General features: G+C 63.9%; 21 protein-coding genes. 11 read left to right on the forward strand and 10 right to left on the reverse strand.

Annotation, left to right across the window (positions count from 1 at the left end):
- Window positions 1–98 precede the first annotated feature (98 nt).
- From ED21_RS07720 to ED21_RS07730, 3 genes are all read left to right on the forward strand, one after another.
- Window positions 99–560 carry a Dps family protein gene (locus ED21_RS07720; RefSeq protein WP_006833309.1) on the forward strand — a complete coding sequence of 154 codons (462 nt, stop codon included), beginning with the start codon at window positions 99–101 and terminating at the stop codon, window positions 558–560.
- A gap of 72 nt (window positions 561–632) precedes the next feature.
- Window positions 633–1,253, forward strand: a complete 621-nt coding sequence (locus ED21_RS07725; RefSeq protein WP_006833310.1) for a 6-phosphogluconolactonase — start codon at window positions 633–635, stop codon at window positions 1,251–1,253.
- Entirely contained in the window at window positions 1,241–1,711 is a 471-nt protein-coding gene (locus ED21_RS07730; protein ID WP_006833311.1) for an NUDIX domain-containing protein, read from the forward strand. The genes ED21_RS07725 and ED21_RS07730 overlap by 13 nt, the downstream gene beginning before the upstream one ends.
- Here the strand turns inward: ED21_RS07730 and dinB are convergent.
- Window positions 1,708–2,820, reverse strand: coding sequence for a DNA polymerase IV (gene dinB, locus ED21_RS07735; RefSeq protein ID WP_006833312.1), 1,113 nt, complete (start codon window positions 2,818–2,820; stop codon window positions 1,708–1,710). The two genes, ED21_RS07730 and dinB, sit on opposite strands and share 4 nt — an antisense overlap.
- Window positions 2,821–2,885: 65 nt before the next feature.
- Between dinB and ED21_RS07740 the strand changes: the two genes are divergently transcribed.
- Window positions 2,886–4,151, forward strand: a complete 1,266-nt coding sequence (locus tag ED21_RS07740) for a multidrug effflux MFS transporter (RefSeq protein ID WP_006833313.1) — start codon at window positions 2,886–2,888, stop codon at window positions 4,149–4,151.
- On the opposite strand, the gene ED21_RS07745 is transcribed toward ED21_RS07740, so the two are convergent.
- Entirely contained in the window at window positions 4,148–5,698 is a 1,551-nt protein-coding gene (locus tag ED21_RS07745; protein ID WP_006833314.1) for an acyl-CoA carboxylase subunit beta, read from the reverse strand. The two genes, ED21_RS07740 and ED21_RS07745, sit on opposite strands and share 4 nt — an antisense overlap.
- The gene (locus tag ED21_RS07750; protein WP_006833315.1) at window positions 5,695–7,611 is read right to left on the reverse strand and encodes an acetyl/propionyl/methylcrotonyl-CoA carboxylase subunit alpha; all 1,917 of its coding nucleotides are present in this window, start codon (window positions 7,609–7,611) and stop codon (window positions 5,695–5,697) included. The genes ED21_RS07745 and ED21_RS07750 overlap by 4 nt, the downstream gene beginning before the upstream one ends.
- Window positions 7,612–7,710: 99 nt before the next feature.
- Between ED21_RS07750 and ED21_RS07755 the strand changes: the two genes are divergently transcribed.
- The gene (locus ED21_RS07755; protein WP_198005831.1) at window positions 7,711–8,280 is read left to right on the forward strand and encodes a PEPxxWA-CTERM sorting domain-containing protein; all 570 of its coding nucleotides are present in this window, start codon (window positions 7,711–7,713) and stop codon (window positions 8,278–8,280) included.
- Between the two features lie 21 nt (window positions 8,281–8,301).
- Here the strand turns inward: ED21_RS07755 and ED21_RS07760 are convergent, their stop codons facing one another.
- The 5 genes from ED21_RS07760 to crtY are packed head-to-tail and all read right to left on the reverse strand — an operon-like array spanning window position 8,302 to window position 13,049.
- Complete coding sequence (locus ED21_RS07760) at window positions 8,302–9,321, reverse strand: phytoene/squalene synthase family protein (RefSeq protein ID WP_034921948.1); 1,020 nt, start codon at window positions 9,319–9,321, stop codon at window positions 8,302–8,304.
- Entirely contained in the window at window positions 9,318–9,899 is a 582-nt protein-coding gene (locus ED21_RS07765; RefSeq protein WP_006833318.1) for a TIGR00730 family Rossman fold protein, read from the reverse strand. The genes ED21_RS07760 and ED21_RS07765 overlap by 4 nt, the downstream gene beginning before the upstream one ends.
- The gene (locus ED21_RS07770; RefSeq protein ID WP_156787389.1) at window positions 9,896–10,318 is read right to left on the reverse strand and encodes a hypothetical protein; all 423 of its coding nucleotides are present in this window, start codon (window positions 10,316–10,318) and stop codon (window positions 9,896–9,898) included. The genes ED21_RS07765 and ED21_RS07770 overlap by 4 nt, the downstream gene beginning before the upstream one ends.
- Window positions 10,315–11,823 (reverse strand): phytoene desaturase, encoded by a 1,509-nt coding sequence (locus tag ED21_RS07775; RefSeq protein WP_050784742.1) that lies wholly within the window; start codon window positions 11,821–11,823, stop codon window positions 10,315–10,317. The genes ED21_RS07770 and ED21_RS07775 overlap by 4 nt, the downstream gene beginning before the upstream one ends.
- Window positions 11,824–11,861: 38 nt before the next feature.
- Entirely contained in the window at window positions 11,862–13,049 is a 1,188-nt protein-coding gene (crtY, locus tag ED21_RS07780) for a lycopene beta-cyclase CrtY (protein WP_006833321.1), read from the reverse strand.
- A gap of 113 nt (window positions 13,050–13,162) precedes the next feature.
- Between crtY and ED21_RS07785 the strand changes: the two genes are divergently transcribed.
- Window positions 13,163–14,044: a MipA/OmpV family protein gene (locus ED21_RS07785; protein ID WP_034921951.1), complete on the forward strand. Its 882-nt coding sequence runs from the start codon at window positions 13,163–13,165 to the stop codon at window positions 14,042–14,044.
- A gap of 57 nt (window positions 14,045–14,101) precedes the next feature.
- On the forward strand, window positions 14,102–14,695 hold the full coding sequence (locus tag ED21_RS07790; RefSeq protein WP_006833323.1) for a DUF2585 domain-containing protein: 594 nt from the start codon (window positions 14,102–14,104) through the stop codon (window positions 14,693–14,695).
- Between the two features lie 4 nt (window positions 14,696–14,699).
- Here ED21_RS07790 and ED21_RS07795 read toward each other — a convergent pair whose 3' ends face one another.
- Both ED21_RS07795 and ED21_RS07800 read right to left on the reverse strand, forming a co-directional pair.
- On the reverse strand, window positions 14,700–15,212 hold the full coding sequence (locus ED21_RS07795; protein ID WP_156787391.1) for a hypothetical protein: 513 nt from the start codon (window positions 15,210–15,212) through the stop codon (window positions 14,700–14,702).
- 65 nt (window positions 15,213–15,277) lie between these two features.
- Entirely contained in the window at window positions 15,278–17,335 is a 2,058-nt protein-coding gene (locus ED21_RS07800) for a S9 family peptidase (protein WP_006833325.1), read from the reverse strand.
- A gap of 124 nt (window positions 17,336–17,459) precedes the next feature.
- Between ED21_RS07800 and ED21_RS07805 the strand changes: the two genes are divergently transcribed.
- The 4 genes from ED21_RS07805 to ED21_RS15610 all read left to right on the forward strand — a co-directional run bounded on the left by ED21_RS07805 (window position 17,460) and on the right by ED21_RS15610 (window position 22,887).
- Window positions 17,460–18,731, forward strand: coding sequence for an amidohydrolase family protein (locus ED21_RS07805; RefSeq protein ID WP_006833326.1), 1,272 nt, complete (start codon window positions 17,460–17,462; stop codon window positions 18,729–18,731).
- Window positions 18,732–18,864: 133 nt separating this feature from the next.
- Window positions 18,865–20,709 carry a DUF885 family protein gene (locus tag ED21_RS07810; RefSeq protein WP_034921953.1) on the forward strand — a complete coding sequence of 615 codons (1,845 nt, stop codon included), beginning with the start codon at window positions 18,865–18,867 and terminating at the stop codon, window positions 20,707–20,709.
- Window positions 20,710–20,776: 67 nt separating this feature from the next.
- Window positions 20,777–22,543 (forward strand): DUF885 family protein, encoded by a 1,767-nt coding sequence (locus ED21_RS07815; RefSeq protein WP_034921957.1) that lies wholly within the window; start codon window positions 20,777–20,779, stop codon window positions 22,541–22,543.
- Between the two features lie 194 nt (window positions 22,544–22,737).
- Window positions 22,738–22,887 carry a hypothetical protein gene (locus tag ED21_RS15610; RefSeq protein WP_006833329.1) on the forward strand — a complete coding sequence of 50 codons (150 nt, stop codon included), beginning with the start codon at window positions 22,738–22,740 and terminating at the stop codon, window positions 22,885–22,887.
- Window positions 22,888–22,933 lie beyond the last annotated feature (46 nt).

Here is a 22,933-nt window from a genome sequence, read left to right on the forward strand (position 1 = left end):
GATCGAAAAATCCGATCATGGCAGCCGGTCTTTGTCCCGAAACTACACCCCCCGTTCGCTCGTTGGTGGGGCAAACGGGAAATCGAAGGACACACACAATGGCCACTCTCGGCAACAACGCAAAATCGGGCCTCGTTACCGCATTGAACGGCGCACTGGCGGATACGATGGCGCTCTATTTCAAGACGAAGAACTTCCATTGGCACGTCGCAGGCCCGCGCTTTCGCGACCTGCACTTGCTCTTCGACGAGCAGGCGGCGCAGTTGATCGGCACGGTCGACGATATCGGCGAGCGCGTGCGGAAGAACGACGAATACACGCTCACTTCTATCGGCACGGTCGCGTCCGAGACGCAGATCAAGGACCAGGACGACGTCACCATTGCCGCCGACGCCATGGTGGCAGAATTGCGCGACGATAACCGCAAGCTGCATGATCGGCTCAGCAAGGTGAAGGAAGAGGCGGAAAGCGTGGGCGACAACGCCACCAGCGGCATCGTCGACGACTGGATCGACCAGTGCGAAGAGCGCATCTGGTTCCTCAACCAGACCACCAAGTAAGCGCTATGCGCGCATAGCAATTCACCCGCTCGCGGCTTGGCCGGGGGCGGGTTTGCTGTATCGGAAGTACCCATGCCCGACATCACGATCATCGAAAACGCATCCGACGAACGCATCGCCGAATGGTTGGAGGAGCAGCTCGCAGAGGCGCTCGCGGCGACAGAAGGTCCGTTGACCATCACCGTACCCGGCGGATCGACGCCTTTTCCGATCATCGCCAAGCTGCTCGAAGCCGATCTCGACTGGTCGCGGCTGGTCGTGTGGCCGGGCGATGATCGGATCGTGCCGGAAGATCACCACGCCTCCAATGCCGGCAAGCTGCGCGCCCTGTTCGAACCGGCGGGCGCGGAAGTGGTGACGCTCACCATCATGGAGCAGGTCCCGCATTTCGACCTTGCATGGCTCGGCATGGGTGCGGACGGGCACATCGCCTCGCTCTTCCCCAACACCGATCCCAAGCTGGACGAACCGCGGAGCATCATCCGCCTCACGCCCGATCCTCTGCCGCCCGAGGCGCCTTTCGACCGCATCAGCCTCACGCTCCCCGCGATCCTCGACAGCGATGCAATCGCCTTCGTGATCCGCGGCAAGGACAAGCGCGCTGTGTTCGACGAAGCGGCTGGCGGAAAAAGCGATTTGCCGGTTGCCCGGCTGCTGGCAGGCGCTACACAGCCTGTCATATGCTTCACCTGATACCTGCGCCGCTGCATCGGCTCGCCCTCAAGATTGCCTACAAGCTGCGCAACCGGGCGCGCCGTGTATCCGGCAGCACGCGCGACGGAGTGAGCGTGGTCGGCCGCGATCTGGGCGGGCAGATCCTGCTGGTGCGCCACAGCTACGGCCCGAACGAATGGTTCTTCCCCGGCGGCGGCATTGCCGAGGGTGAGGAGCCGGAAGCGGCGGTCAGGCGCGAATTGCTTGAGGAAACAGGCTGCGAGATCGAAGGCATGAAGCTCGTCGGCCTGATCGAGGAAACGTTGTCCGGCGCTGCACACAAGGCGCATCTGTTCGAAGGCGTCGTCAACGACATGCCCGAGGCCGATGGCCGCGAGGTCGTGGAAGCGCGCTTCTTCCCCACCCACTCGCTCCCCGAACCGCTCAGCTCCCGCACGCGCGAGAGGCTGAAGATGTGGCAGGCGCGCAAGAGCTAGAGCAGCGAGAGCTGCGCATCGGGGCGCCTGGGTTCCTCTTTGCCGCCTTCCAGTTTCGACAAGGTCAGGCCCATCAGCCGGATCGGCATGGGTAGGGGGAGCACCTCTTCCAGCAGTTGCCTTGAGAGCGCCTCGAACTGGGCGCGGTCAGTGATCGGCTGGTCGACCGTCTTGGCGCGGCTGAAAATCTGGAAGTCGATGTATTTCATCTTCAGTGTGACCGTGCGCCCCTTGGCCTCGGCGCGCTCGATATAGCCCCACACAATGTCGATGATGTCCTCCAGCGTCTCGCGCAGCTCGCTGCCGGAGGAGAGGTCGCGGCTGAAGGTTCGCTCCCCTCCCACTGACTTGCGGATGCGGCTGGAGCGGACGGGGCGCAGGTCGATGCCCCGCGCGGCGCGATAGAGGTAATCGGCAAAGCTGCCGAAGTGCGCGCGCAGCCACTCGATGTCCTTGGCGGCGAGTTCGGCGCCGGTCTGGATGCCGAGCCGGTCCATCTTCTCCGCGCCCTTGGGGCCAACCCCGTGGAACCGCCGTACAGGAAGCGATTGCACGAAGTCCGCGCCCTCGCCGGGGCGGATGACGCACATCCCGTCGGGTTTGTTCTGGTCGCTCGCGAGCTTGGCGAGGAACTTGTTGTAGGAGACGCCCGCGCTGGCGGTCAGCCTTGTCTTGGCGCGGATTTCCTGCCGGATCAGCTCGGCAATGCGCGTGGCGCTGCCGATGCCGAGCTTGTCCTCGGTGACGTCGAGATAAGCCTCGTCGAGGCTCAGCGGTTCGACAAGGTCAGTGTGATGGCGGAAGATCGCGCGGATTTGCTGGCTGACCTCGCGATAGGCATCGAAGCGGCTCTTTACAAAGATCAGGTCGGGGCACAGCCGCTTTGCGGTGACGCTAGGCATCGCGCTTTTCACACCGAATTTGCGCGCCTCGTAGCTCGCCGCTGCCACCACGCCGCGCCCGCTCGATCCGCCCACGGCAACAGGTTTGCCCCGTAGGTCCGGATTGTCGCGTTGTTCGACGCTGGCGAAAAAGGCGTCCATGTCGACATGGATGATCTTGCGTAGGCCGTCTGCCCCGTCGTCATCCTTATCTTCGACACTAATCATGCGGCTGTAGATAGCGATGCGGGTTGCAAATCGGAACCTTGTGCTTCACCCGCCATTTTGTGCAGATGCGAAACGAACAGCTTTCCGGCGGCGAGCGCCCGCTTCCCGAACGCGCGAAGCGTGCGGCGATCGGCGAGCGCGAGCTGATCTGGATGATGGCCTTGCTGATGGCCTGCAACGCCTTCGGTATCGACGCCATACTTCCCGCGCTCGACGCGCTGGCGGGCGATCTCGGCGCTCCGGGAAACGACCGGCAGTTCGTGGTCGGGGCTTATCTGCTGGCTGCCGGTTTCGGCACACTCGTGCCGGGCGCCTTTGCCGACCGTTACGGACGGCGGCCCGTCCTTTTCGTGGCGCTGGCCTGCTACATCGTGCTCTCGCTCGTCTGCGCCATGGCGACCACATTCGATATGCTGGTGGGCCTTCGCGCGGCACAGGGTTTCTTTGCCGCGGGCATCATCGCCCTTCCGCCAGCCATCATTCGCGACCGGGTGGGAGGGGACAAGATGGCGCGCATGATGAGCCTCATCTTCGTGATTTTCCTCCTCGTGCCTGCCGTCGCGCCCAGCATCGGGCAGGCGGTGCTTTTCGCCTTCGGCGACTGGCGCTGGATTTTCGGCGCGATGGCGGTTCTGGGCTGCGTGATGAGCGCCTGGGTCTATTTCCGCCTGCCCGAAACGCTGCACGAGGAGGACAAGCAGGACATTCACCTGCCGACCATCACGCGCAACATGAAAAGCGCCGTCACCTTGCGCGAGACCATCGGCTATACTCTCGGCAGCGCGCTGGTATTCGGCGGCTTGTTCGGCTTCATCAATTCTTCGCAGCAGCTGATCGGCGAGGCCTTCGGAGCGGGCGACAAATTCCCGCTGATTTTCGCCATCTGTGCCGGTTGCATGGCGCTCGCCAACTGGTCGAACAGCCGCATCGTCGAGCGGTTCGGCGCCCGCAGGGTCAGCCATGTGGCGCTTTTCGCCTTCATCTTCGTGGCCGCCCTGCAGCTGTGGTTCGCCAACGACCCGGACGAGACCTTGTGGACCTTCGTCCCGCTGATGGCGGCGAATATGAGCCTATTGGGCTTCATCGGGGCCAATTTCGGCAGCATCGCCTTGCAGCCCTTCCGCCATATCGCAGGGGCAGCGTCCTCTGCGCAGGGCTTCCTGCGTATGACCAGCGGCGCAGCGCTGGGCGCTTTCATCGGCTATATGTACGATGGCACGGCGCGCCCGCTGGCAGCCGCCTTGCTCATCACGGCGGTGCTGAGCCTCGTCTTCGTCCTCTTCTCCGAACGCGGCGAGCTGTTCGGCGAGAAGATGGAGGATTACGACTAGGCTTCGATCTCCAGCCTGCGCCAGGCCAGCTGCGCGAATTCGCATAGCAGGGGCCGCGTGTCGCGCGGGTCGATAATGTCCTCGACATTAAAGCGTTCGGCGCTGCGGAAGGGCGAGGTGACACGGTCGAGCCGCTCGCGAATGGCGGCAAGTTCCGCAGCCGGATCGTCGGCCGCTTCCAGTTCGGACTTGTAGGCCACTTCCAGCCCGCCCGCGATGGGTAGCGAGCCCCAATCGCCCGAAGGCCAGCAATAGCGGTACTGGTAGGTCTCGGCGTTGCTCATCGCGCTCCCAGCAATGCCATAGGCGCGGCGCAGGACGATGGAGGCGAGCGGGACGCTGGCGCGGTAGATCGCGTTCATCGCCTGCACTCCGTAGCGGATCGTGCCCGCCATCTCCGCCTCGCGCCCGATCATGAAGCCGGGGTTGTCGACGAGGTGGACGATGGGCAGGCGGAACTGGTCCGCCAGCTTCACGAAGCGCTCGACCTTCTCGCTGGTCTTCGCTTCCCATGAGCCGCCGAGATAGGACGGGTCGCTGGCGAGCACCATGACCGGCCATCCGTCGAGGCGGGCGAGGGCCGTGATGCAGGCGCGGCCCCACATACGGCCGATCTCGAAAACGGTGCCTTTATCGAACACCATCTCCATCGCGCGGCGCATCGAATAGACCTGCTTGTCCTCGCGGGGGACGAGACTGAGGAGGCCTTCTTCGCGGCGGTCAACCGGATCGGAGCAGTCCGCGCGTCGTGCGATCTGGCCGACGTGTTCGGGCATGAAGGAGAGAAAATGCCGCGCGCGGGCGAAGGCTTCGGCCTCGCTCGAGACCTCGTCGTCGACCACGCCGTTGCGGGTGTGGATGCCGCTGCCGCCAAGGTCTTCCTTGGCTTGGCTGTGATCGTCGGAGCCCTTGTAGCTTTCGCCCAGGCCATCGACCACGGCGGGGCCGGCGGCAAAGATCTGGCTGAGGCCCTTCACCATGGTGGAATAATGGCTCGCCACCGTGCGCGCTGCGCCGAGTCCAGCCGTCGGACCGAGCGCCAGCGCGACGACCGGCACGGTGTCGAGGTTCTTCACCACATCGGACCAGCCGGGAACGGCGGGAATATAGGTCGCGCCGATCTGCTCGAGCGTCTTTACGCTGCCGCCGCCACCTGTGCCGTCGATCATGCGGATGATGGGTAGTTTAAGCTCATGCGCCATCTTCTCGGCCTGAACCATCTTGCGGCTGATCCCGGCGTCCGCCGCGCCGCCACGGATGGTGAAATCGTCGGCGGTCGCGACCACCGGGCGGCCGTTTATCTTCGCCTTGCCGAAGAGGAAGGGGGCAGGGGTTACGCCTGCAAGATTGCCGTTTTCGTCATAATGACCCTTGCCGGCGATCTTGCCGATCTCGCGAAAGGACCCTTCGTCGACCAGCGCCGCGAGCCGGGCGCGCGCATTCATCTTGCCGCGGGAGTGCTGGCGGGCGAGCTTTTCCGGCCCGCCCATCTGTTCCGCGAACTCTTCGCGCTTTTGCCGCTCCTCGAGTTCGCGTTCCCAGCTCACTCTTCGCTCGGCTCCACCACCGCCAGCACCGCCTCGACCTGCACCTGCCCGCCTGTCGAAGCGGAAAGCTCGGTCACGGTACCGTCGAAGGGCGCGGTGAGCGCGTGTTCCATCTTCATCGCCTCGAGCACCAACAGGCGCTGACCTGCGGTCACGGCATCGCCCTCAGCCACATCGACCGCGATGACCTTGCCCGGCATGGGTGCAAGGATCGCGCCGTCCGCGGCGGAGGCGTGGCCGCCAGCGTCATAGCGATAGGGTTGGAATACGCGCGTCTCACCTTTTAACCGAACAAGTATTCCCTGCGGGATTTCTTCGGTCCAACCCGTTTCATCCGGTTTGACGTCATATCGATCAGAACCGTCTGTCATCACCAATGAGAAGGGACGGCTCGATGAGTTTAGCCGTAGTCCGGATGGCTGTTGCCATATAGGCAGTCTAGCAAGAGCCTCCTCGTCATAGAGTTGAGGGTCTCGCTTCCCTCGCATAAACTCAAAATAGGCGGCATTTGCGGCGAGTTCTCTTGAGTCGTCTTCAGAAGCGAGCAGACCGTCGCCCTTTTCCCCAATCAATCCTGTATCAAGCTGGCCCGACCGAAAATCTGGGTCTGACAGCAATCGGTGCAAGAATGCCGCGTTTGTCTTCACCGGCCACGAAATGACACGCGCGCAGTCATTCGCAAGTTCCTGCAATGCCGTCGACCGGTCAGTCCGATGCACAATGATCTTGGCGATCATCGGATCATAGAATGGTGTGATCTCGCCGTCTTTCTCAACGCCTGTATCGATCCGGTTTGGGCTTCTCGGTGTCGATCGAGGTAAATGGAATTGTTCAAGCCGTCCCGTGCTCGGCAAGAACCCTTTCGCCGGGTCTTCCGCATAGAGCCGCGCTTCGATGGCCCAGCCGTTGATACTCAGTTCTTCCTGCTTCAGCGGGATCGGCTCCCCGCTCGCCACGCGCAGCTGCCATTCGACCAGATCGACCCCCGTAATTTCCTCGGTGACGGGATGCTCCACCTGAAGCCGCGTGTTCATCTCCATGAAGAAGATGCGGTCCGCCCGCAGGCCTTCGCTGGCGTCGGCGATGAATTCGATCGTGCCTGCGCCCTCGTAATCGACAGCCTTGGCGGCGCGCACGGCGGCGGCGCAGATTTCTTCGCGCGTGGCCTCGTCCATGCCGGGGGCGGGGGCTTCCTCGATCACCTTCTGGTGGCGGCGCTGGAGCGAGCAGTCGCGTTCGAACAGGTGGACGACATTGCCGTGGGCATCGCCGAAGACCTGCACCTCAATATGGCGGGGCGAGGTGATCCACTTTTCCAGCAGAACCTCGTCGTTGGAGAAGCTGGCTTTGGCCTCGCGCCGGCAGCTTTCGAGCGCGGCTTCGAAGTCTTCGGCCTTGTCGACCTTGCGCATCCCCTTGCCGCCGCCACCCGCGACCGCCTTGATAAGCACGGGGTAGCCGATGGCATCGGCTTCGGACTTGAGACGCTCGATCGACTGGTCCTCGCCCTCGTAGCCCGGCGTCACAGGCACGCCCGCCTCGCGCATCAGCTTTTTGGCGGCATCCTTGAGGCCCATTGCATCGATGCTGGAGGGTTTGGGGCCGACCCAGATCAGGCCCGCATCGATCACCGCCTGCGCGAAGCCTGCGTTTTCGGACAGGAATCCATAACCCGGGTGGATCGCCTCGGCGCCGGTCTCCTTCGCCGCGGCGATGATCTTCTCGCCCACGAGATAGCTCTCGGCAGCGGGCGAGGGGCCGATATGGACCGCCTCGTCGGCTTGCCGCACGTGCAATGCCTTGGCGTCGGCATCGGAATAGACTGCGACGGTGGCGATACCCATTTCGCGTGCGGTGCGAATGATACGGCAGGCAATTTCGCCGCGATTGGCGATGAGAAGTTTCGAAATCATGGGGACGCGCGCTAGCCGCTTTTCGGTTCGCTGGCGAGGGCTTGGTCGCCTTCTCATTCTATTTAGTGTACGCTGCAGTTCGCTGCCCTGATGGAGATAATGACGATAAAAGCCCTTCTCATCTCGCTGATCGCATTGCTGTTCGCCCTGCCGGCTCAGGCGGCGACCATCGTCGCAACGGGGACTTATGGTGAAGGCGAATCAGTTTTAATCGACGTCGTGCCCGAAACAATGTTCGGATCCGGGACCTACCGGTTCCGGTTCCAATCCTCCTCGCCGCTTACCAATCTAATCGGGAATGCGATCACACTGGAGACGGTGAGCGAATGTATCGATGGCGAGCCCTGTCTTACCTATACCTATGAGCGGCGTTATCGCGATATTGCGCAGGATTCTTCGTTTTCGTTCGTCGTCGATGTCCCCCCTTCAAGAATCGAAACGTTCGATCCCGATGCGCTGGGCAATCCGGGCGCGACCTTCACCTATACCGAAATATGTTGTGCTTTCTCACTGTTTCAAAGCAACGGCGCGACTGCGTCCACCTCCGGGACTTGGACGATATCCGCCGTCAGCGTTCCGGAACCCGGTGCTTGGGCGCTGATGATTTTCGGTTTCCTATTGGTCGGCGGGGTAATGAGACGGAAGACTGGGTTCGCGCAGGTCGCTTGATAAGCGACGGGCAATCGATGCCTACCACCCGGCGACAGGCCGGAAGTCGTGCCGTGACCAGATGATCGGCTCGACGGGACCGGTTGGGCGGTTCCAGAGTGCCTCAAAGAAAGCGGTGGTCATATGCCAAGCTTTTTCCGGTCCGCTCACACGGGTGCGCGTGTCCCAGGCAAGCTGACCGCGGTCGAGGACCTTGCGGCCGATGGCGCCGTAGATATTGGCGGCCGACAGCACCGCCCAGCGGTGGCGGAACCGCAGCTTCTTCGCGCCGAGGCGGGCGGCAGCCTCGTGCTTTTCCATCAGCGCGATCATGCGCGGCATGAGGCTGGCGAGGATGAAGCGGTTTTCCGGCCTGGCGTGCTCGCCCGGCGCAAGGCCGACCTCGGCCAGCCACTCGGCGGGTAGGTAGACGCGGTTTGCGGCGGCGTCTTCCACGATGTCGCGGCTGATGTTGGCGATCTGGAAGGCGAGGCCAAGGTCGTTCGCCCGGTCCAGCGTCTCGCCATCGTCGGGATGCACGCCCATGACATGCGCCATCATGATGCCGACCGCACCGGCCACATGATAGCAATAGCGCATCATGTCGCGTTCGTTCTTGGGCGCAAAGCCGGTGGCGTCGAGCGCGAACCCGCCGATCACGTCATTGGCCATCTCGTAGGTCAGGCCGCATTCGTCGGCGACAAGACCGAAGGCGTCGAAGGCGAAGTCTGCGGTCGGCTGTTCTTCGAGGGCGCGCCGGGTGAGCACGCGGATCGCCTGGATCCGGTCCTCGGCATCCTTCGGAGTGCCCTGTTCGCCCAGCGGCCCGCCCTTGTCCTGGTTGTCGGCAATATCGTCGCAGCGACGACACCAGGCGTAAAGCAGCCAACTGCGCTCGCGCGTGGTCTTGTCGAACAGCTTGGAGGCGGCGGCAAAACTGTGCGAGCCGACCTCGATCGATTCCAGCGCGCGGGCGACAAGCGAGGCACGCGCCCGCCCGCCACCGGCCCTCGCGATGGTGGGGCGCAGGTTCTGCGTGGTGAGAGGACGGGGCCTGTTCAGAGGTCGGAAGCCTTCATCTGGAAGATCGGTGTATGCGGCTGATAGCTTGCCATTTCGTCGAGCAACGCACTTAACGTGTCTTCGGCGATGATGATCCCCTGATGCGCCGGGCGCACGAAGCCGACCTCGGCCATGTGGCGGTTGAAGGCGATGAGGTGATCGTAAAAGCCGAAGGCGTTGAGCAGGCCCACGGGCTTCTGGTGGTAGCCGAGTTGCGCCCAGCTGACCGCTTCCCACAACTCGTCCATCGTGCCGACGCCGCCCGGGATGGTGACGAAACCTTCGGAAAGGTCGGTGAAGCGCTGCTTGCGCTCGTGCATGCCCGAAACGGTGTAGAGTTCGGTGCAATCGTGATTGGCGACTTCGCTCTTGGCGAGCGCATCGGGAATGATGCCGATCACCTCTCCGCCCACATCGAGTGCGCCGGAGGCCACTGCGCCCATAAGGCCGAGCCGGCCGCCGCCATAGACCACGCCGATCCCGCGCTGAGCGAGGCCTGCGCCCACCTCGCGGGCAAGTTCGAGATAGCGCGGGTCCTCGGGCGAGGCCGAACCGCAATAGACTGCAAGACGTTTCACGGCAACACTTCCTGTTCGCAGAGATAGCCGGAGAAGCTGCGCAGGTAATAGCTGCGGGCGGCGAAATCGCGCTCAGGGGTTATCAGAGCGCTTTCCGCCACGGTTTCGCCGTTCGCCGTCTGGAGCGAGAGGACTTCCTTGGTCGCATGCTGCGGTTCGCAGCGCGCGGTCCATTTTTCGCGGCGCAGGGCCCAGCGATTGTCGGTCGACTCGAAGATTTCGACGAACACGCCGGTTCGTGCCGGATTGCCATTCATCTGGCCTTCGCCGCGCGAGGCCGGGTCGAAGTAAACGCGCTCGCCTGCTGGCATCTCGACCGCAACGAAGCCAGTGGGAACCGGCGCCTCTTCGCGTGCCACCGTTTCACCGCATCCTGTAACAATTATCGCCGCCAGAGCGACAGCAACACCAAACTTCACGAAACCAGATCCTCTACCATTAAACCGGCGGTCGCCTTCGCGCTGCCGACGACGCCGGGGATACCGGCGCCGGGGTGGGTCCCTGCACCGACGAGGTAGAAATTGTCCAGCACGTCGTCGCGGTTGTGCCCGCGGAAAAAAGCGCTCTGGGTCAGCAGCGGTTCGAGGCTGAAGGCGCTGCCCTTGTGGGCGTTGAGATCATGCGCGAAATCGCTCGGTGCGTAGTGGAACTTGGTCTTTAAGCGGCCATGCAGGTCGGGTATCAGGCGGCGCTCGACCTCGTCGAGGATGCGCTTCTCCAGCACCGGGCCCATCTGGTCCCAGTCGACCGACAGCTTGCCCATGTGAGCGACCGGCACCAGCGCGTAGAAGGTGCTCATGCCCTCAGGCGCGACGCTGGGGTCGGTCACGCTGGGGTGGTGGAGGTAGATCGAGAAATCTTGCGGCAGGACGCCGTGATCGTAGATATCCTCAAGCAGTCCTTTGTAGCGCGGGCCGAACAGGATCATGTGGTGCGGGATGCCCGGCCAGGTGCCCTCGATCCCGAAATGGACCACGAACAGGCTGGGCGAGAAGCTCTTGCGCGCAAGCGATTTCGAATAGCTTTCGCCCCGCTTGGTGCCGGCCAGCAGGTCCTTGTAGCTGTGCATGATATCGGCGTTGCTGGCGACCGCGTCGAACCGCTGTTTGAAGCCGCAATGCGTTTCCACCTCGCTCGCCTTGCTGCCGAGAGTGTGGATGCGCGTGACCGGATCGCCGACGCGCATGGTGCCGCCGATCCGTTCGAAATGCGTGACCATGGCCGCGATCAGCCGGTTGGTGCCGCCCTTGGCCCACCAGACGCCTCCGTCCTTTTCGAGCTTGTGGATCAGCGCATAGATACTGCTCGTCTTCATCGGATTGCCGCCGACGAGCAGCGTGTGGAAGGAAAGCGCCTCGCGCAGCTTCTCGTTCTCGACGAAGCTCGACACCATCGAATAGACGCTGCGCCAGGCCTGCTTTTTCGCCAGCGCCGGGGCCGCCTTCATCATCGACTTGAAATCGAGGAAAGGGACATGGCCGAGCTTGACGTATCCTTCTTCGTACACGCCCTCGGCATAGTCGAGGAAACGCTGGTAGCCGGCCACATCGCGCGGGTTCAGTTCGGCGATCTCCCGGAACAGCTGTTCCTCGTCGTTCGAATAATCGAAGTTCGTCCCGTCGGGCCAGTTGAGACGGTAGAACGGCATGACCGGCATGATCTCGATATCCTCGGCCATTTCGTGGCCGGTCAGCGCCCAGAGCTCGCGCAGGCAATCGGGATCGGTGATGACGGTGGGACCGGCGTCGAAGGTGAAGCCGTCTTTCTCCCAGAAATAGGCGCGGCCGCCCGGCTTGTCGCGCGCTTCGATCACCGTGGTTGCTATGCCGGCGGATTGCAGGCGGATGGCGAGAGCCAGGCCGCCGAAACCCGATCCGACCACGCAGGCGGTCCGGCCGGAGGGTTCGGGAAGGAAGGGCGCCATATCGCCCGAGGCTATGGGCGGCGAGGAAAGTTCGGCGTTCATGGCTCTGTTCCTTGTATCAACGGCGCCCCCTTGCCAAGCAGGGCCTTGATGGCGCGTCCCACAGGTACGGGCGGCTTGCCCGTGAGGATGCGCAGCTTGTCGAGCGTTGTGGAGCGGGCGGCGTAGAACCGTTCGATAAGCGGTTCGGGAAGACGGTAGAAGCGTTGGAAGACCTTGAACCGCTTTTCTGGATCGGCGGCCTGGAACAGCATTCGGCCGAGCATCCGGTAATGTCCCGTGCGTTGCCAGTGATCCGTGGCGCGATTCTCGACGAATTTCGGAAGGGCGGCGAGGTCGCCCGTTGCCGCGCCGGCAATGGCGAGCGCGTTCTCCACCGCGATCGGCAGGGTGTAGCTGGTGAGGGGGTGGACGAAACCGCCGCGCGCGCCCGCCAGTGTGACGCCCGGCGTAGCCAGCGAGGCGCGATAGGTTTCGAAATCCCCGCCGGTGATGACGGGCAGCACGCCCCACTCCTCGTGGAGCACTTGCACGTCCCAACCGCGCTCGCGGGCATAGCGTTCGATCCGTTCGCGCAGGAGCGGCCGGTCGAGCACGGGTTCGTCTGCGTAATAGGTGTCCTCGAGGAAGATCTCGTCCTCGCCCAGCGGCAAGAGGTACATGAACCGATAGGCGCCCGGCTGGTCGACCGTTGCGTCCATGATCACGGGGCGGGTTATCCCATGCGGCGTGCCGGTCCGCAGGTGTTGGCCGAGAAAGACCTGCCAGCCACCCGAAAGATGTTCGCTGGGTGCGGCATCGCGGCAGTCGATGACGGCGCGAGCGGCAATGCGTCCGCCGGTCTCGAGCGTGATTCCAGCCGCGTCGAGCCCCTTGACTCGGCATCCGGTGCGGATCGCCTCCTGCGGCAGAGCATTGCGCAGGCCGGCGTCGAAATCCCGGCTGTCGAGCGAGCGGTAATCGCTGGCAAGGTGCCTTGTGTGCGCAGGAAAGCGCACCTCGTTGCCGCCGGGCCACTCGGTCCGCTTGAAATTCGCGACGAGCGAACTGCCGGCAGGTCCGAGGTCTCCCTTGAACCAGCTCCAGCGGTGATTGCCGCCGAACGCGTCATCCGCTTCGAACAGGCCGAGCGAAAGCGTGGGCGCGGCGCGGTTGATCGCCAGCGCGGTCAGTCCCCCGGCGAGGCCCCCGCCGACGATGGCGATGTCGAGCTTGGCAGCTTGCATTGGCACTCCGCTTAGGGGTGGGGCGCGAACGCCGCAATGATCTTTCACTATCGGGCAGGAACGCGGGGCGCGGCAATCCGTTGCTGGCAAAAGACAAAGTGAGGGAAATCTGCATGATCCGTTTCGCGTCCATCGCTGCCATCGGCCTTGCCGCCAGTCTTGCCGCACCCGTTTGCGCCCAAGATACCGAGGTCGACGAGCCGCTGCCGGCCGGGCCGCCGAAAACGGTGTTCGACGGCGATTTCCTCAGCCTCGGTGTGGGTGTGGGATACAACGCCAGCTATTCCGGCAGCGACGACTACAATGTAAACATCCTGCCGATCGTCCAGGCGTCGGTCGCCGGGATCAAGGTCAACCCGCGCCCGGCAGGGATCGCGCTCGACCTGGTCCCCGATCCCGACGAAGGCATCGCCTTTTCCGCCGGACCGATGGTGCGCCTGCGCAGCGACCGGGTGGATGCGGAGGATATCGATGACGAGGTCGTGGCTTCCTATGGCGAGCTCGACCGTGCGGTCGAGCTGGGCGCGAGCGTGGGTGTCAGCTTTCCGCAATTGCTCAACCCCTTCGACAGCCTGAGCGTGAACGTCGATGCCGCCTGGGATGTCGCCGGGGCGCATGGCGGAATGTACTGGAGCCCCGGGGTAACCTATTTCACCCCACTAAGCCGCGCCACCGCCGCTTCGCTCACGCTCAGCACGACTTTCATCGACGACGATTTCGCCGACTATTACTACTCGGTGCCGACCATCAACACGCTCCTTCCCGACGAAGACGTGCTGCCCGGTTTTGAGGCCGAAGGCGGCATGCAGAGCTACGGCGTGAACCTCCTCCTCGCCCACGATCTCAGCGGCGACGTCACCGATGGCGGACTGTCGCTGGTCGCAATCGGCGGGTGGTCGAAACTGGTCGGCGACGCAGCCGATACGCCGTTCACCAGCATCCGCGGCGATAACGACCAGTATTTCGTCGCGCTGGGGGTCGGCTATACTTTCTAGCGGATAAGACGGCGGGCGGACTTGGCAGCGGGACGACCCCGCCGCAGGTTCGCCGCCATGAAAAACCGGTCGCTCAAGCCGCATCGCGCGGCGCTTGTCGCTTCGCTCATCCTCGTCGTCTTCACCCTGGCGATCCTCTTCGCCATGGACCGGCCGCCGATCTGCGAATGCGGCTACGTCAAGTTCTGGCACGGGGACATCAATTCTTCGGGCAACAGCCAGCACCTTGCCGACTGGTACACGCCCAGCCACATCATCCACGGCATGCTGTTCTATGCCCTGGGCTGGCTGCTGTTCGCAAAGCTGGGGATCGGCGGCAAGAAGGGCGCGAAGTGGGGCTTCACGCTTGCCATCGCGCTCGAGGCGGCGTGGGAAATCATCGAGAACACGCCCATGGTGATCGACCGTTATCGCTCGGTCACGGTGAACTGGGGCTATTCGGGCGACAGCATCGTCAACTCGCTGGCCGACCTCGGCTGGATGAGCCTCGGCTTCTACCTTGCGCTCAAGCTGCCGGTGAAGGTCACGATTGCGCTTGCGATCATCATGGAGATCGTCGCCGCCATGGTCGTGCGCGACAACCTGACGCTCAACGTCATTATGCTGATCTGGCCGGTCGAGGCAATCGGCGAGTGGCAGGCGGCGGGCTGATACCTCATTCCTCGCGCCTACGCGCGGCCCATTCGGCCTTCTTGCGCTCGGCCCAGTCGACGCGCTCCTTGAGCTTGCCGCCATAGGGCGTTCCGACTGAAATCGGCAGCGCCTTGGTGGAGCCGATGTCGAGACCGTAGATCCGGTCGTCGTCGCCAAGATAGGCGCGGGCAGGCAAGCCGTCGCCGAGCCCGCTCTCGATCTTCCGGATGCTGCCGCGATCGACCGACATAAGCCACTCGGAATGGCTGTTGGCGAAGAGGACGAAGGCAAGCGAATCATCTTCGTCCAGCGGTTTCAGCAAGCGCGCGGTGCCCTGCCGCTCGCGCCCGCCGGAGTAGGCCCTGCGGCGCTGGATGCGCAGCCAGCCGTGGTAGAGCCCGGCATAGACCAATACCCCTCCGAACAGGACGAAGATCACCTTCATCACCATCGGCATGCTGTCGATATCGCGGATATAGCCGAAGCCAGCGGCAACGAGGCCGATCCCCACGACAATGGCAAGAATTGAACGCAAAAACCCGCCCTTTCGCATGGTAATGTAAGGGCGGGTTTAGCAGGTTGGGGCGCTTTGGCGCGGTGTCAGTCGTCCTTCTTTGCCGCGCCGGTCGTGCCCTCGGGCAGTTCGGGGCGGCTGTCGGGCAGCGCTGCGTCGCGGTCGCCGGTTTTCAGGTAGGTGTCGAACCAGCGCATCATGCGCAGATTGTAGTCATAGCGCGCCGCGGCCTTGCGGTTGCCGTGGCCTTCGCCCGGATAGAGCACGAGGCGGACCGGCACATCGGGCTTGCGCACTTTCATCGAGCGGTAAAGCTCGTAGCTCTGGCTCGGCGCAACGCGGGTGTCCTCCGCGCCGTGCAGGATGAGCAGCGGCGTGTCGGCTTTGTCGACATGGTAGATCGGCGAGACTTCGAGCATCGCCTGCCAGTCGTCCCACGGCCATTTGCCCGAGTGGACGTTGTACATTTCGTAAGGGATATCGGTCGTGCCGAACTTCGAGATCTGGTTCGAGATGCCAACGAACATCACGCCCGCGGCGAACTCGTCCGACAGCGCGGTGGAGGACCATGCGGTGGCATAGCCGCCATAGGAACCGCCGGTCACGCCGGTGCGATCGGGATCGGCAATCCCGGCTTCTACCAGCGCACGCTTGGCGTCGACCAGATCGGTGAATTCCGGATCGGTGTAATTGCCCGTGTGCTGCTTGGAGAAGGCGGTGCCATAGCCGGTCGACCCGCGATAGTTCGGCAGGAATACGGCATAGCCCTGGCCTGCCGCGACATGGCCAGGCTTCGAATAGGCGGTCTGCCAGCCATTGCTGTCATGCGCCTCGGGACCGCCGTGGACGTTGAGGATCAACGGAGCGCCGCCGCGCGGGGCTCCGCCGACCGGCTCGATCAGCACGCCTTCGACTTCCTGCCCGTCACGCGCGGTATAGCGGAAGGTGCGCTGCTTGCCGAAGTCGATGTCCGACAGCCACGGGTTGTGCTTCGTCCAGCGGGTGAACTTGCCCTTGTTCCAGACGAACAGCTCGGTCGGATGGGTGGGGCTGTTGGCTTCGACGGCCAGCGTCTTGCCGCCCGCCTCGACGCTGGTGAGGATGAGCGCGCCTCCATCGTGTTCCTCGGCAACGGTCCCGTTGGCGTTGTAGATGCGCAGCGCAGACTGGGCGCCCTTGTGGATGACGACGGCAAGGCGGCCGTCGGCGAGCCATTCGGCATCAACCGCCGCTTCGGGCGCGCCCGCGTTGAGCGCGCGATAGCTGCCGCTTGCGACATCGACCAGGTGCAGCGTGGTGTCTGCCGGATCGTTCATGTCGACGCCCGCGATCATGGACAGCTGCTTTCCATCGGGCGAAATCTCGATGTCGCCCAGCTTGCCCGGAGTTTCGACAACACGCTGGACATTCCCGCTCGTCAAATCGATCACATGCGCCCGCTTGGAGGTGTATGCGTCGTCGATCTGCGGCGTCGGGGCGCTCTCGACCACGGCGGTCTTGCCGCCCGGGGCGACCTTGAAGCCGCTGACATAGCCGGGAATGGTGACGGCCACCGGTTCCCCGTCCACTTCCGTGCCGGCGGCGGCGGAGAACAGGCGGTTGAGGCGCGCCTCTTCCTCATAGACGATGGCGTTGAAGCCGGCCTTGGATTCCTTTTCGCGGGCCTCGTCCTTCTCTGCCGAGGCGAGCATCCAGATGCGCGAGCCGTCGGGTGCCCAGGCGAAGGAGCGCACATCGGCATCCTCGACCGCGGCGAGCTTGCGCTGCGCGCCGCCATCCACGGGGATGCCCCATACGGCGCGGTCTTCGTCTTCATCGGCCCACACGAAGCTCACCATGCGGCCATCGGGCGAGAAGGTGATGCCCGAGACGCTCATGTCCTCGGGCAGGAAGTCGCGCGCGTTCATCGGCGCGTAGGCCATCTTGAGCTGCTGCTCGGTGCTGCCGTTCTCCTCGCCATCGGTGATGTCCGGCAGGCTGGCCGTGGTGTAGGCGATGCGGCTGCCGTCGGGCGACACGGCGATGGTGCCTACGCTTTCCAGCTGGGCCACGTCTTCGGGCGTCATCGGGCGCGCCTGCGCGGTGGCGGCGATCGAGGCACCGGCCAGCAGGGTTGCAGCGATGGCGATGGGGCGAACAGTCATTTGCGATCCTCTCTCATGTGAATGCTTTGGGCGCACACATAGCGATGCGCGCCCAAAGGGCAAACCGGGGCTTGGCAGCGACCGGCAGAAGCGGCATCACCGCGCCCGAAGAGGAGAGAACCCCATGCGCATCTTGCCCGCTGCCCTTGCCGCCTGCCTGCTGTCCACCGCCGCCCCCGTGCTGGCGGAGACGCTGGTCATCCATGCCGATGGCGTGATCGCCGATGCCGACAGCGCGCCGCTGGGCCGCTCGACTGTGACGGTGACCGATGGCCGGATCGTCAGCATCGTCGACGGCTGGGCCGAGGTTCCCGAAGGAGCGCAGATGGTGCACCTCGAGGGCAAGACGCTGGTGCCGGGCCTGATCGACCTCCATGTCCATCTCACCGGCGATCCGGGCGGCGATTTCTGGCGCGGGGCGACCGAACCCGCCGAATGGGGCGTGGTGGTCGGTGCCAAGAACGCCGAGAAGACGCTGAAGGCCGGCTTCACCACCGTCCGCGAGGCGGGCAGCGCGCAGCATACCGCTTTCGCGCTCCGGCGCGGGACCGCGGAAGGCGTAATCCAGGGGCCGCGCATCGTCGCCGCCGGCCCGCCGCTCGCCATCGTCGGCGGACACGGCGATGTCTCGGGCTTCCTTCCCGAAGTGAACGAGATCCTTTCCAGCGGCTACAGCTGCACTGGCGCGGTCGAATGCGCTGAGAAGGCACGCCGCGCGAGCCAGAACGGGGCGGACACGATCAAGATCACCGCGACCGGCGGCGTGCTGAGCCAGCAGGGCCGCGGTCTCGAAGCGCATTTCACCGATGCCGAGATGAAGAGCATTGCCGATACCGCGCATTCGCTCGGGCTCGACGTCATGGCGCATGCGCATGGCGCGCGCGGGATCGAGGCGGCGGCGCGCGCGGGCATCGATACCATCGAGCACGGCACCTATATCGACGAGGCCGCCGCAAAGGTCATGCGCGAGCGCGGCACCTATCTCATCCCCACGCTGATGGCGTTCAAGGGCGTCACCGAAGGGCTCGGCAAGGGCATTTATACGCCGGTTGTTGAGGAGAAAATCCGCGCCGTTGCCGATACCGCGCAGGTGTTCATGGGCAAGGCACATCGCTGGAAGGTGCCGATCGCTTTCGGTACCGATGCCGGGGTGTTCGACCATGGCCGCAACGCCGAGGAATTCGCGCTGATGGTGGGACAGGGCATGAGCGACCGAGAAGCCTTCGCCAGCGCCACGACCGTTGCTGCAAAGGTGCTGCGGATGGAAAACGAGATCGGTCGCCTTGCGCCGGGCTATTCGGCGGATATCATCGCGGTCGAGGGCAATCCGCTCGAGGATGTCACCGTGCTGGAAGATGTCGACTGGGTAATGGTCCGCGGGCGGGTCGCCGACTGAGGGAACGTGCCGCGCAAAGGTTTTCCGCCGGTCGTTCGTCGAAGCCGGTCTGTCGCCGACGAAGCGCGCCTTGCCTTATGGGGGCAGAGCGGTAAGCCCCTTTTTTCGGATGATATTCAACGGGAATTTTGACATGGTATTCGCTCGCTTCGCACTTCTCGGCGCCTCCGCGCTATCGCTGGCCGCCTGCGCCACCACGGGCGAGATGCGTGCCGAAGCGCCGGTGGACACCACCTCCGTAGCCACCGACGAGGCCGGTGATGCAGCTGCCGCCCACGAGCAACTCTTCGCGCTGTTCGCCGATGCCGACGAACGCGATCTCGCGCTCAACCCGCTCAATGCCCTGTTCCGCGGCGACATGCGCTACGCCGACCGGCTGGGCGATTTCCTTACCGACGAATACACCGAGGCCAGCCGCGCGGATGCGCAGCTCAATCTCGAGAAGCTCGAAGCCATCGATCGCAGCGCGCTCTCGCCGACCGACCAGCTCGCCTACGACGTGTTCAAATACGACCAGGAACGCGCGCTCAAGAGCCTTGCACCGGACCTTGTCGCAGTCACGCAGGTCCGCCCGGTGAATCATTTCGCCGGCTTCCATACCTTCTATCCGGGCTTCGCAAGCGGGCAGAGCGCCGCGCCCTTCAATACGGTTGAGGATTACCAGAACAACCTTTCGCGCCACGCCAATTACGTCGAGCTGACCGACCGCGCCATTGCCCGGTTCCGCGAAGGCATGGACAGCGGCGTCCTGGAAACGAAGCTGACCATCGGCAATGTCGTCAGCCAGCTCGACACGCAGCTGGCGATGGATATCGAGGAATCGCCCTTCTGGATGCCGGTGACCAATTTTCCGGAGGATTTCTCCGCAGCTGACAAGGCGCGCCTGACCCGGGAATACCGCGTAGCCATCGAGGAAATCTACGCGGTCCACGCCCGCCTGCGCGACTTCCTGCGGGACGAGTATTACGCCGTGGCGCGCGACAGCGTGGGCCTTGCGCAGATGAAGGGCGGACCGGCGCTCTACCAGCACCTGATCGAGGGCACGACCACCTTGCCCCTGAGCCCTGACTATCTCCATGATCTCGGCCTGTCCGAAGTGGCGCGGATCAAGCAGGGAATGGAGGATATCAAGGCCGAGGTCGGCTTCGAGGGCACGCTCAACGATTTTTTCGACTACGTCCGCACCGATCCGCAATTCAAGCCGAAAAGCCGCGAGGCGCTGACCCAGACCTACTACGACATCGGCAAGCAGGTCGACGAGAAGATCGACGACTATTTCTCTCTCGTTCCCAAGACCCCGCTGCTGATCAAACCCTATGAGGAGTACCGCGAGCAATTTTCGGCCGGCGGCTCCTACGAGAGCGGCGCGCCCGACGGTTCGCGGCCCGGCACGTTCTATTTCAACGCTTACGACCTGCCCAGCCGCCTGACGACGGGCAATGTCACGCTCTACCTCCACGAAGGGGCGCCGGGGCACCACTTCCAGATCAGCCTCGCGCGCGAGAACGAGGACCTGCCCAGCTTCATGCGCTTCGGCGGCAAGACCGCCTATGTGGAAGGGTGGGCGCTCTATGCCGAAACGCTCGGCTACGAGATGGGATTCTTCGAGGACCCGTGGAACCGCTACGGCACGCTGCAGGACGAACAGCTGCGCGCGATGCGGCTAGTGGTCGACACCGGCCTCCACGCCAAGGGCTGGAGCCGCGAGCAGGCGATCGCTTTCATGCTCCAGAACTCGGGCATGACCGAGACCGAGGTGGTTGCCGAGGTCGAGCGCTACATCGCCATTCCCAGCCAGGCGCTGGCCTACAAGGTGGGCGCGCTCAAGATCCAGGAACTGCGCAAGCGCGCCGAAGATACGCTGGGCGAGGATTTCGATATCCGCGCCTTCCACGCGCAGGTGCTCGACACGGGCGCGCTGCCGATGCCGGTGCTCGAAGCCAAGATCGACCGCTGGATCGCTGCCGGCGGCGGCTGAACACCGCTTGCCAAGAGAAATCACGCCCGTGCACGCGGGCGCAACGGGGAGAGAAACCGTGAAAAACATGTTTGCCCAAGCCGCCCTGTCCGCACTCTTGGCCGGAGGGCTGGCGGCCTGTGCCAGCGTGCCTCCGGCCGAGGTGGCCAGCGCGCCCGAAGGCGATGAAGCGGCCCGGCTCGACGCGCTGCTCGAGCGTAGCGAAGCGGCCTATCTGGACCGTAATCCTACTGCGGCTTTCTTCCGTTCGGACTTTTCCGATGCCGACCGGCTGGGCGATTTCTCCCCCGCCTATTACGTCAAGGAACGCGCCGCCGCCGAGGCCGACCTTGCCGCGCTTCGCAACATCGATCGCGACGCGCTGAGCGAGACCGACCGGATCGTCTACGACACGTTCGAATACACGATGGAGCGCCGCATCGCCGAAACCGATCCGGCGATCCTGCCCACCATCCTCGCCCAGCCGATCGATCATTTCCGCGGCTTCCATGTCTTCTACCCGAGGCTTTCGGCGCCGGGCGCGTTGATGCCCTTCGACACGGTCGAGGATTACGAAGACAATCTGTCGCGCCACCGGGAGGCGGCCAAGGGGATCGACGCGATGATCGCCCGCCTGCGCACCGGCGCGGCCCGAGGCATCACTCTGCCGCGCATGACGGTCGAGATCATGGTCGAGCAGTTCGACACGCAGCTGAACGCGCCCGACACCGCCAATCCCTATTACGCGCCTCTCGGTGCCTTTCCCGACAGCTTCCCGGCCGAGGAGAAGGCCCGTCTGACGGACGAGTATCGCGATGTCGTGTCGGGCACTCTGTTCCCGGCCATGAAGCGGATGCGCGAGTACCTCGCCACCAAATATATAGAGCAGGCGCGCGGCACGATTGCGGCCACGGCCAGTCCGGGCGGCGAGGCCTATTACCGCTACCGCATACAGGAAATGACCACCCTGCCGCTGACGGCGGAGGAAATTCATCAGACCGGGCTTTCCGAAGTCGCGCGGATCAATGCGGCCATCGCCCAGGCCGATGCCGAACGCGGGAACCGCACCGCGCCCACCTACACTTCGAAAGCCGATCTGCAGAAGGCGTGGTACGAGGTCGGAGCCGAGGTCGATCCGCTGATGGATCGCCTGTTCATCCATCAGCCGAAAACGCCGCTACGCATCGAGCCCTACGAGGAGTATCGCGAGAAGTTCAATCTCGCCGCCTCCTACTTCCCGGGCAAGGTCGACGGATCGCGACCGGGCACTTTCTATTTCAGCGGGTACAACGTCGCCGAACGCCAGCTCGGCACCTCGATCAACCTCTACATGCACGAAGGCAATCCGGGGCACCACTTCCAGACCATGCTCGCCTTCGAGAACGAGGAACTGCCCGATTTCATGCGCTATGGCGGCTTCACCTCCTTTAGCGAAGGATGGGGCCTCTATGCGGAGAGCATGGGCTACGAGCTCGGCCTTTACGACGATCCGATCGACCGCCTCCAAGCGCTTCAGGGCGGCGAATTGCTGCGCGCGGTGCGGCTGGTGGTCGACACCGGCATGCACGCCAAGGGCTGGAGCCGCGAGAAGGCGCTCGAATACATGGTCGCCAACGGCCAGCCGCGCGATTTCGCCGAGAGCGAAACGGCGCGCTATATCGTGATGCCGGGTCAGGCGCTGGCCTACAAGGTCGGCGAATTGAAGATCAAACAATTGCGCGCCAAGGCCGCAGCGGCGCTGGGCGAGGATTTCGATGTCCGCCGCTTCCACGACCAGGTCCTGAACACTGGCGATATCCCGCTGAGCGTGCTCGAGGCCAAAATCGACCGCTGGATCGCCCAGGGAGGAAAATAGAACAGACTGCGGTCTATCGTCCCGTCGAAAGAATAGGACCGAAGGTGACGCTACGGAAATAAGGGGCTGGGGACGCGGAGTGTTGCGTTTGCGTCACATCTACGGCCTCGATAAGAGTCCCTGCGGGAACCCGTGGCGGCGATAGGGTGTTCTATCGGGCGGACACAGGGGAAAGATTTCATGGAGGATTACCCATGTCGAGCTTGTCCTACCGCAGCAGCCGCCCCGACGGGTGGGTGAAGCCGAAAAGCTATAGCGATGCGAGCCTTCGTTATAAGCACCACGGGAAAATCCTCCCGATGGAAGAACCCGGCTTCCTCGCCCGCCTGTTTGGCGCCCGCTGATATAAAGGTTCAGTCATAAAGGACGTGACCCAAAAGGGTGGGGCCG

Origin of the sequence: Erythrobacter sp. SD-21, from assembly GCF_000181515.1 — a bacterium.
In the GTDB taxonomy this organism is placed as follows: domain Bacteria; phylum Pseudomonadota; class Alphaproteobacteria; order Sphingomonadales; family Sphingomonadaceae; genus Qipengyuania.